General features: G+C 52.3%; 9 protein-coding genes and 1 tRNA gene. 1 reads left to right on the top strand and 9 read right to left on the bottom strand.

The genetic code is table 11. The features are described from left to right. The 9 genes from ACR0LH_RS21505 to ACR0LH_RS21465 all read right to left on the bottom strand — a co-directional run. A partial coding sequence (locus tag ACR0LH_RS21505) for an adenylate/guanylate cyclase domain-containing protein (RefSeq protein WP_480722412.1) occupies positions 1–825 on the bottom strand: 825 nt, incomplete at its 3' end. 186 nt (positions 826–1,011) lie between these two features. Further along, positions 1,012–1,842 (bottom strand): class I SAM-dependent methyltransferase, encoded by an 831-nt coding sequence (locus ACR0LH_RS21500; RefSeq protein WP_480722411.1) that lies wholly within the window; start codon positions 1,840–1,842, stop codon positions 1,012–1,014. A gap of 142 nt (positions 1,843–1,984) precedes the next feature. Continuing rightward, entirely contained in the window at positions 1,985–2,548 is a 564-nt protein-coding gene (locus tag ACR0LH_RS21495) for a hypothetical protein (protein ID WP_480722410.1), read from the bottom strand. Positions 2,549–2,571: 23 nt separating this feature from the next. After that, entirely contained in the window at positions 2,572–2,766 is a 195-nt protein-coding gene (locus ACR0LH_RS21490; RefSeq protein WP_480722409.1) for a hypothetical protein, read from the bottom strand. Next, entirely contained in the window at positions 2,759–3,535 is a 777-nt protein-coding gene (locus ACR0LH_RS21485; RefSeq protein WP_480722408.1) for a hypothetical protein, read from the bottom strand. The genes ACR0LH_RS21490 and ACR0LH_RS21485 overlap by 8 nt, the downstream gene beginning before the upstream one ends. Continuing rightward, positions 3,535–3,732: a hypothetical protein gene (locus ACR0LH_RS21480; protein WP_480722407.1), complete on the bottom strand. Its 198-nt coding sequence runs from the start codon at positions 3,730–3,732 to the stop codon at positions 3,535–3,537. The genes ACR0LH_RS21485 and ACR0LH_RS21480 overlap by 1 nt, the downstream gene beginning before the upstream one ends. Further along, on the bottom strand, positions 3,716–4,309 hold the full coding sequence (locus ACR0LH_RS21475) for a hypothetical protein (RefSeq protein ID WP_480722406.1): 594 nt from the start codon (positions 4,307–4,309) through the stop codon (positions 3,716–3,718). The genes ACR0LH_RS21480 and ACR0LH_RS21475 overlap by 17 nt, the downstream gene beginning before the upstream one ends. A 3-nt stretch (positions 4,310–4,312) precedes the next feature. Then, a complete protein-coding gene (locus tag ACR0LH_RS21470; protein WP_480722405.1) occupies positions 4,313–4,819 on the bottom strand; it encodes a hypothetical protein in 507 nt (168 codons plus the stop codon). A gap of 19 nt (positions 4,820–4,838) precedes the next feature. Further along, a tRNA-OTHER gene (locus tag ACR0LH_RS21465) sits at positions 4,839–4,932 on the bottom strand. A 466-nt stretch (positions 4,933–5,398) separates the two neighbouring features. Between ACR0LH_RS21465 and ACR0LH_RS21460 the strand changes: the two genes are divergently transcribed. Then, a partial coding sequence (locus ACR0LH_RS21460; RefSeq protein WP_480722404.1) for a nuclear transport factor 2 family protein occupies positions 5,399–5,954 on the top strand: 556 nt, incomplete at its 3' end.

Below are 5,954 nucleotides of genomic sequence, written 5' to 3'. Positions count from 1 at the left end.
ATGCATGCCGGACTTTGCATCGATTAGCTGTGCTGTGATCCTCACCCGGTTACCGCTTTGACGGACACTTCCCTCAAGAACAAGATCGACACCCTGCTCCAGACCGACCTGTTTCACGTCAACGGAGCGACCTTTGTAGACGAATGTAGAGTTACGCGCGACGACCAGTAAATTCGGGAGTTTTGATAAAGTGGTGATGATCTCTTCGGTAATTCCATCTGCAAAAAACTCATGATCGGGGTCAGAAGAGAGATTATCGAAAGGTAAGACGCCGATTAGCAGAGACTTTGTATGGCTAGCCGGAGTTACTCGCGGTGGGGCAGAACCTGGCGGCGACCATTGGAAAACTTCTATTGGTGACGGCGCGTTCTTAAACTGTCGCTCTCCAGCGCGATAAAATTGCTCAGCGAGGCGCTCGTCAAGGCTGCGATGGACGACATCTGAAATTAACACAGCCCCTTCGTTGGAAGCCTCTTGTAGACGTGCAGATAGATTGATGCCATCGCCGAAAATGTCATCTTCGTCGAATACGACATCTCCAAGATGCACACCCACTCGTAGTTTCAATGAGGACTGAGTTGACACCTGGCTTTGAAGATCAAGGGCGCATCGTACTGCATCAGATACCGAGTTAAACTCGACTATCCATCCATCACCCATCCTCTTAACGACATTACCTCGATGATCGCTAACCAAAGGATCAAATAACTCTCGACGTAGAACACGAAGTTCGCTGAGAGTCCTATTTTCATCTGCCTTAATCTGGCCTGAGTAGTTTACTACATCGGCCGAGAGTACTGCGGAAAGTCTGCGGTCTCCATTCATGTCTATTGGTAGCGCAAATTACGCTGCTTGGAAAAGACAACATGATTTTCTGAACGTCGCGCATGTCCTAGTGAATGGCTTAGTGCAAAACTGAAAAGCGTGACTGTGAATGTCTGCTTCGGGCTGCCATCGGTCCATCCGCACACCGCAGAGAATGATTAATTCGAGCCCAGTGCGGACGCAAAGTTAGATGGGCAGACGGGCGTGGATCTCAATCGGGGCTATCAATCCGCCTTCTATGTTTCGCACCATGTTTTGGACCTTTAGCGCTGTGTCGTCGCCCATGATCAGATGCAGGCCAAGATGTGGAGGACCATCCGCACGGCTTTGCGCAGCCGCCAAATCTTCAAAGAATTGTTTGGCAAACACGGTGCGGTCGATCCTATCGGTCAATTCGAAACCAACGGACTTCAAAGCCGCCTCATATGTCTCTGGTGGTGCAAGCGCACTCTGATCCGAAGTCGAAGCCCAAGGCGCTGGATAATCCATATTGCCCTCGCCGACTTGCATCACATCGTAAATCGCAAAAATACCCCCTGGTTTAAGCACACGCATTGCCTCCTGCGCGATGCCAACTTTGTCCGCAATGTTCATGCCGACGTGGATCATGTAAGCAGCGTCCATCGAGTCAGATTCCAACGGCAGATCAAGCACGCTGCCTTCGATGAGTTGAACCCGATCCGACATGCCCGTCCATTCTGTAAGGGCGCGTCCTGTTTCCACAAACTCGGCAGTTAAATCGATGCCGGTCACATGAGCACCAGTGGCCGCTGCGACATAGCGGGCAGGACCACCGAGGCCACATCCAAAATCGACAACCCGACTTTGGGGCGAAAGGTCTAAAGCCTGCACAAAAGGTTCGGTCGCAAGGCGTCCACCAATGTGAAACTCGTCAACCGGCGCCAAAGCGTCGCGAGAAATCGGTGGGGTCAAGTCTAGTGCTGCGCAACCATCAGAAATTCGCTTTAGCAAGTGACCGGAGTGGTAATGGTGCGCGACTTCATTGGGATCAGTCATGTTGAAGCCTCCCTAACTTATGCCGCTATGGTAGACTCGGTGATCTCGAATGTCAGCTCCGTCCGCTTATTCGGATTTGTAAAGTCCAGTTGCGAATGTTTGCCTAGGGCTGATTATCTACGTCAGGCATCTTTCGCCAAAATCATCGCTCATCTCCTTCCTGTGAGGCCTTCGCTGCTTGGTAGCATGTCCACAACCGCTCCACCTCATCTAGCGGATCGTCAGTGGTTCGCTTGTGTGAATTCAGCAGCTGTTTCATCGTTCGACGAGATGCATCATCCTGCATGATCTGGTCCGCACGCAGCACATCGACTTTTTGAACGTATTCAACCTCTGCTTCTGCCAGCAAGCGCTCCAGTAGTCCTGACGTTGAAGAAGAATCTGAATAGATCCAACCCGCCGGGCATTGGTCGATGATGCCCGAAACCTGGCTTGCAACATCCACGGCAGGTGGAGCCGTCGAAAGGTTGATTGGAGATGCGTCCAAAACCTGATGTGACCAGTTCAGGGCAGGGTAGATGCGAGATGACCAAGTGTATGGCTCGTCATCGATCACTCTCAAGACCGCGATTTCAACTGGGTAGAACTGTCCTCTTACGGCTACGATCCTCAGGTCGCAGAACAGCACACTGACAACCGGTTCCGGTAGGCCAATATCCTTATAGACGCTGCCAGATCCTTCAGTGATTTTATCGTTTTCACTCATTCTGGCCACTTGTTCTCTATAATTCATCGGTCGGGCCACTCCGCTACACCATCAGCTGGCTCAATCTCCGCGATGTGTTCTTGCGCAGTCGCCAGAAGTGCCGGCCATGCATCTGAATCCTCTTTCAAGCGCGCTCGGATCTCTGCAATCAAGTTATCCAAAGGAATATCGTGCAATGGGCGACCAGAGATCGCTTCATCTGAAAACTCATCACTCATCGAAAGGGTTCCAATCGCCTTGCTCCTGACAGTGCGCGCACAGGGCAGTCGGCTTGTTCCTCTTCCGTACGATATCCCCCACATGGCCACATCTTGCACATGTGCGCTTGCTGTCCATTACGAGGCGCTTGAGCGGGAGATCCAAGCATTGATCGTATCGACGGAAGTCGATCTGGATTGAACCGTCTGAGCCCGTCGTCACATCCGAGATCTGCACTTGAATCGGCGTCTCAAAGGTCTCCCGAACCAAATGCTCAGCCTCCGCAAGAAACCTCCCCAGCAGGACGAGCCGACCCGGCCCAATACTTGGCCACAGTGATGCCGTATCAGCGCTCACCAAGTCTGGAAAGCGATCTGCAATGTTTAGCTCAAGATCTGTCGGCCATTTTGCCTCAGCGTCTTCAAATCTATATTCAAGGTAGGCGTTGTAGCACCAGCAGCAAAGCGTCGTCAGATGGCCCCTGATGTTCTGCACCTGCGCGGCGTTTCCACAGGATTCGCATGTCTTCTCGATCTCCTCGACACGTGTCTCCAGCTCGTCGAAGATATTTCGATTGCATTCTCGTGTGTAAACGCGCAATCCACCCAACTTTTGCTTGATCTGCACGACAACCGGTAGTTTTCTCCCAAAAATATCAGGACGTTGCTCAACGCTACGTTTTACATCCTCAAGTGCCAGTGCGAGCTGGTCAGCCCAGCCCACACGATGCTCTCCAAGGGCTTTCAGCACGCTTGTATGGATGTCATTCCAGTCGACGACCTGTTTCATCACACATCCCTCAGCGCGCCAGATTTTTCATCAACAGCGCGCATGATCTCTTCAAAAGTGAGATCTTCGATACCTTCGAAATCGGCAGGCGAGATTGGGATCACAACACTGCTTTCACTGTCGTGGACAGCGAGCGACAGCATCAGGAACCTTGGATCTTCAGTATTCGAGAAAACCGGCTCAATTGTCCTCGTCATTATCGTTCTCTTCGTCAGTGATGCGATCATCCAACTCGCGAATGCTCGCCCGGATCTGCGACAGCAATTCGTTGTCACTCTCATTCACCTTGCGCGCTCTGATTTCGTCTGCACTGACCGGATCAGACAGTTTTGCATGGCCCAATGCGATCTCCGCTGCTTGCAGTGCCAAAAGCGCCCTGGTCAGTGAGTCAATCTCGACGTCCGCAATGAGAGCATCAAACTCCTCTGCGCCGGTGATCGGAACAGACAGCGGTGCTCGCCCGGCGAGAAACTCGGCCTTCTTCAGCGTCAGGAACGCCTTCGTCACCTTGTCAGTGTCAGCGCGGGGTTCTCGAGCACTTGTCTTCTCCAGCCACATTGAGGCGATCTTCTCAACCAGTGCCCACACGGTCTGCGTGCGATCATGCTGCGAGATCTCGAAGCGTACTGCTTTCTCTTCGATACCGAGCTGCTCGGACTGTCGTTCGTTCACGCGCACTTCGTAGTCGCAGAGTCCGTCAAGATCGTCGCTGACATTCCCGGCATGGGCCCGGGCGACTTCGTTCTCATTCACGTAGACAACGATTTTAAGCATCGTTCACCAGCCTTTCGCCACGCACGCAGGACAACGTCCGCGATCATCAGATCGGTCGATTTGGCCATAGTAGCCACAAACTGAGCAGGTCAACCTGTCCCGAACGGGGTTTTTCCGAACGCCAAAGAACCTCTTCCTTTCAGGGTAGCGCTTGCTCGCGACATCATGCGCGCACCAACAACACAAGGTCGTGTACCAGCCGTCCAACAGCTGGGTCTCGGCAGCGTTTGAGCATCGTTTACAGCTGCGATTTGCTCGTTCAATCGTGGCGGTGATCATCGATTGGATGTGTCGATTATCACACCGGTGGTAGATGCGGAGCTCGCCGAGTTTCTCTTTGATCTGAAGGACAAAGGGGTAGGTGGCACCCTTCAGATTGCAGTATTCCTTAACCTCTGTGAAGAGCGCCGTGACCAAGCCGGACCAGCCTTCGGGTGTACGTCCGAGGCTCTCCTCGACCGATTGCTTGATGTCGTTGAAATCAATTGCGTTCGTGACGTCGTCCGCCATGTTGGACTCCTCCTGAGGATGGTAGGAGGCGTCGGAATCGAACCGACTCGTGCACTCTAATCTGGAGCAATTACAAGGATATAAGCCTCGCCCGCATACCAATGCTGCCTCCCGCGGATTTCGCGTGGGTTATCGACCTCAGGCCGATATTCGATGGCAGTGGATGCGTGTGTTCGTCATGAAACGAAGCTGACCCAGTTCGTATGACCATGTCAAGACGGCGCTTGCTGCACTTCGAAATTCACCGCGTAGTTCTGGGAACCTTCTAGCTTAGCGTGTGCCCAAAAGAATGAAGTCACTTATTTTGCGTTCCAACCACAGTGTCGAGTAGCTCTTAGATAGCGAAACGATTCGATCCCCTGTGATCCGGACGCGAACTCAGAAACTCCGTCGATAGTTTGCTCTGAACCGACGCGCGTCTTTTGATCTGCGTCCGATGCGCTCTGTTCTGGAAAAATACAAAAGTCTTGATCTGGCCAAACCTCAGCGGCAGCATTGACCTGTATCTTTCGAAAAATGGAGATCCCGATTGCAAGACCTTGTAAATCTCATTCCATTTAGCGTCTCGAGTCATTTTTGATGATACGTTCCTCACCTGAACTGCTGGCAGTTTCGAGGCGTTGGTATGAAATACTCAGAACCAAGAAGAATACTGACGAATTACGGAACTATCTCTCGAAATCAGATGAACTAAGGTTCGTTGGGACAGGCGAAGGTGAGTTCTGGAGCGGGCAAGCAGTTCGTGATGGGGTTAGCGGCTTTTTTGCGGAGATCCCGGCTCCCGTCGTTTTCGAAGAAGTTGAAGCTGAGGCCTTCGAAAACGGAGAAACGGGATGGTCGTCCTTCGTCCACAAGATTCAGTTTGTCGGCTTTGATGAAGCCGTCTTCTACCGCACCGTTCTGATTTTTGTCCTGGAGGGAGCAGCCTGGAAGATCATCAATCGCCACGCTTCAGTGCCAACTCCAAATATTGAACTCGTGGGTAAAGAGCAGCTGGCCATCCAAAAACTGGTTGATGCTGCGCGCGAAGATGGACCCGAGCTGATCCAAACCGAAGGTTTGGCTTCGGTACTTTTCACTGATGTGGAGGGCAGTACAACCTTGGCAGAGGCGTTGGGCGATCAGCGTTGGTCGG

It is taken from the genome of Ruegeria sp. CL6 (assembly GCF_056536465.1).
Note: the sequence above shows the minus strand (reverse complement) of the source record. Positions and strands in the feature narration are given on the sequence as shown.